Below are 3,924 nucleotides of genomic sequence, written 5' to 3'. Positions count from 1 at the left end.
CCGACGGCGCCCTCGGTGCCGTCGGCCTGCGTCGGCGCCGGCGCCACGTCGCTCACGGCCGCCTCGGGCACGGCCTCGAACAGCTTGCCGATGTCCAGCACCCGCAGCGTGCCCAGCCCGGGCACCAGGGCCAGGCCCTTGAGCAGCGGATCGCCGGGGGTGGGCGCCCGGTCGGGTTCAGCCAGATCGACCAGTTGCCGGCAGGTGTCCGCCGTGAGGCCGACCCACTGCCCCTGGCTTTCCAGCACGGCCACCCAGGGGCGCAGCGCGGCACCGGCGCGGGCCGGATCGGCGGCCACGTCCACCAGCGGCAGCTTGCGGCCCCGCAGCGTGCTGATGGCCACCGTGAGGTGGCCGGGGGGCATGTTCAGTTCGACGTGCGGCACGGGCACCACCGTGTGGATGGCGCTGGCCGGCACGGCCCACAGGTCGTCGCCCACGGCGAAGACCGCATGCCGTTCGGTGGGGACCTGGTCCGGGGCGCGTGCCGTAGGCGCCGGGTCCTTTGGCGCTGCAACGTCCTCGCACCAGACCTGGCACAGGGCCATCAGGCGGTCGACCTCGAGCACCGACAGGATCGGCGCGCCGGCCGAGGCGGGCACGACCGACTGGAACCATTCCTCCTGGCCGCCGTCGTGGTGCACGCGCACGATGGCCTGCGGATCGACGGGCTTCACGCCCAGGACCTCGTCCACCCGCAACCCGATCCGCGCCGGCCCCGCGTGCAGCACCAGCACCCGCTGTAGAGCGCCGCCCGCAGGCGAGGCCTGGATGGGCAGCCAGCGCTCCAGCGACACCACCGGCACGGCACGGCCATCCAGGTCGATCATGCCGGTCAGGGCGCCCTGGCGGCGGGGAAGGGCCGCCAGGCCCTGCGGCGGGATGGCAAGCGCGCGCTCCACATGCTCCGCCGCGATGGCGATGTGGCAGTCGCCCACGCGCACCCGCACATGCGCCTGGGCGCGGGCAGGGGCTTCAGCGTCGGCCGCCGCTGGCGTGGAGGGGCTGCCCGGCTCGGTCATGCGCCCGTGCGTCCGGAACTGGCGCCTTGCAGCTTGTCCAGCAGCACGACGACGTCCTGGGTGGACGTTTCCTGGGCCAGCATGGCGTTGCGGATCTCGCCGATGGACTGGCTGGTGCTGTCCACCGCGGCCAGGATGCGGCTGAAGGCCGCGCCCACTTCTTCGGACAGGCGCCCGCCTTCGGCCACGCGGGCCACGCTGCTGCCCACGAGCTTGGAGATTTCCTGCGCGGCGAGCGCCGACTTTTCCGCCAGCTTGCGCACCTCGTCGGCCACCACGGAAAAGCCGATGCCGTGCGGCCCGGCGCGCGCCGCCTCGATGGCGGCATTGAAGGCCAGCAGATGCGTCTGGCTGGAGATTTCGCCGATGGTGGCCACGATGTCGCGGATGTCGGCGGACGACTGCTCGATGGCGGCGATGGCCTCGCGCGAGCGCGCCAGCACCTGGTGGCCCTGGCCGGCCTCGCGCTGGGTCTGGGTGGCCAGGTCGGCCGAGCGCTCGGAGTTGCGCGCCACCTGCTGGATCGAGTCCGAGATGGTGCGCAGCACGGCGCCGATGTCCCGCACCTTCTGCGACACGGCGGTCTCGCGTTCGACCTGCTCGGTCACGTTGACCGCGAACTTCACCACCTTGTACACGCGGCCTTCCACGTCGAAGATGGGGTTGTAGGTGGCCTGGATCCAGATACCGGCGTCGTGCTTGCCGATGCGCCGGTAGCGCGCGCTCTGGAACTTGCCCTCGCCCAGGTCCGCCCAGAAGTCGCGGTAGGTCTGCGTCTTCACGAAATCGGGGTCGCAGAACATGCTGTGGTGCTTGCCCCGGATCTCATCGAGCGTGTAGCCCATGGTGCGCAGGAAGTTCGGGTTGGCGGTGAGAATGCGGCCATCCACGCTGAACTCGATCACCGCCTGCGACAGGCCGATGGCATCGAGCTTGCCCTTGGTCTCCGCGGCCTGGCGCGTTTCCTCGGTGATGTCGGTGGCGAACTTCACCACCTTGTAGGGCTTGCCGGAGGAGTCGAGGATGGGGTTGTACGACGCCTGGATCCACACGTCCGAGCCGTCCTTGGCCACGCGGCGGTAGCGCCCGGCATCGAATTCGCCGCGGGCCAGCCGCTCCCACAGCCGCGCGTATTCCGCCGAGCGCACCACTTCCGGGGTGCAGAACATCCGGTGGTGCTGGCCGACGACCTCGTCCTCGGTGTAGCCGAACACCTTCAGGAAATTGGGGTTGGCGTGCAGCACCTTGCCGCGCAGATCGAACTCGATCATGGCCTGCACCCGGTCCATCGCGGCGATCTTGCCCTCGAAGTCGGCCTGGGCCTGGCGCGCCTGGGTCACGTCGGTGGCCAGTTTGACCACGCCCACCGGGCGCCCGGCCCTGTCGAAGATGGGGTTGTAGGAGGCCTGCAGCCACACCGGCTCGGCGTTCCTGGTCAGGCGCTGGAACACGCCTTCGACGATCTCGCCGGCTGCCAGGCGCTCCCACATGGCGCCGTAGGCCGCGCTGGCCGCCACGTCGGGCGGGCAGAAGATGCGGTGGTGCTGCCCGACGATGTCCTCGAGGGCGTAGCCCATGCGGGCCAGGAACAGGGGGTTGGCGTGCTGGACCTTGCCGGCCAGGTCGAATTCGATGGTGCATTGCACCCGTTCCAGCGCGGCCAGCAGGCCCGTGGTGCGTGCGCGTTCCAGCTCGGACGCGGCAAGGGGTTCTGTGAAGGCGTTCATGGTCGCAAGGTCCTGGTGTGCGGCATCTAGGGGTTATCGGCCACTGCAGCCCAGGCTTGAATGCCGGGCCTGCTGGAAAACCGGCGAGGCGTAATGTGATGGTTTGAAGCCGCGCCCGCCGCCGGCGTCACAATAGACCCGCACCGCGCAGGGCCTTTGGGAATCTTGACGGCCCTGTGCGCGTCGCGCAAGCCCATGCCGGCCGAAACCGGGGTTTTTTTGCCCGCCATCGCCGCCCGGCGCGGGGGCCCGGGGTGCCGCTCCCCCCGTTTCACGCCATGGTGCGGCGCAGCCAGTCGGTGAAGGCCGCGCATTCCCAGCGGTCCATGGTGCCGGTGCGCCAGCACAGGTAGTGGGCGTGCGGGCTGGGTGCCTCGCCGGGAAAGAGCCGCACCAGGGTGCCGTTTTCCAGCCAGGGCGCGCCCAGCTTGAGCCGCACCAGCGCCACGCCCATGCCGGCCGCGGCGGCATCGCACATCAGGCCGATGTCGTTGAACTGCGAGCCTTCGGTGGGCTCGGCCCAGTCCAGGCCGCTGGCGCCGAACCAGGTGCGCCAGGGCTCCAGCGGGCTGCGCAGCAGGGCCACGCCCTCCAGGTCCTCGGGCCGCTCGAAGGGGCCGTGCTCGCGCACGAAGGCGGGCGAGGCGAGCGGCGTGACCCGGTCGCGCGCCAGCTCCACGTGCTCCAGGTCGGCATAGTGCCCCGGGCCGAAGCGCACGATCAGGTCGGCGTCCTCGGCCACCACGTCCAGCAGCGGGATGGACACCTGCAGCGCCAGGTCGATCTCGGGATAGGTCTCGGTGAACTGGCGTAGGCGCGGGATCAGGATGGCGCGGGCGAAGGTCGGCGTCACCGCCAGCTTGAGCCGCCGCTTGCCCGGCGCGGTGGCCGCGCCTGGAAAGCGCTGCAGCGCGCCCAGGCCCTCGCGCACATGGGCCAGGTACGCGCTGCCCTCGGTGGTGAGCGAGAAGTCGGCGCGGCCGAACAGCCGCACGCCCAGGATCTGCTCGAGCTGGCGCACGCGGTGGCTGACGGCGCTGGGCGTCACGCACAGCTCGTCGGCGGTCTGCGTCACGCTGCGCAGGCGGGCCAGGGCCTCGAAGGTCAGCAGGCACTGGATGGGCGGAATGCGCCGGCTGGCCGCCGCGGGCCCGTCCCCGCCAGCGCCTTCCGGG

General features: G+C 71.3%; 3 protein-coding genes. All 3 read right to left on the bottom strand.

The genetic code is table 11. The features are described from left to right. Positions 1 to 1,022: chemotaxis protein CheW (locus AC27KI_RS20290; protein ID WP_487115507.1), on the bottom strand; the 1,022-nt coding region annotated here is incomplete at its 3' end. Then, positions 1,019 to 2,749, bottom strand: coding sequence for a methyl-accepting chemotaxis protein (locus tag AC27KI_RS20285; protein WP_487115505.1), 1,731 nt, complete (start codon positions 2,747 to 2,749; stop codon positions 1,019 to 1,021). The genes AC27KI_RS20290 and AC27KI_RS20285, both read right to left, overlap by 4 nt. Before the next feature lie 271 nt (positions 2,750 to 3,020). Then, entirely contained in the window at positions 3,021 to 3,878 is an 858-nt protein-coding gene (locus AC27KI_RS20280; protein ID WP_487115509.1) for a LysR substrate-binding domain-containing protein, read from the bottom strand. Positions 3,879 to 3,924 lie beyond the last annotated feature (46 nt).

The sequence above is a fragment of the Acidovorax sp. KPB24-03 genome (assembly GCF_057546605.1).
The sequence above is the reverse complement of the archived record's forward strand: the minus strand, read 5'-3'. Positions and strand labels throughout refer to the sequence as shown.

Coding starts and splice junctions, on each gene's coding strand:
- AC27KI_RS20285 (WP_487115505.1), bottom strand. CDS start 2,749: ATGAACGCCTTCACAGAACCCCTTGCCGCGTCCGAGCTGGAACGCGCA.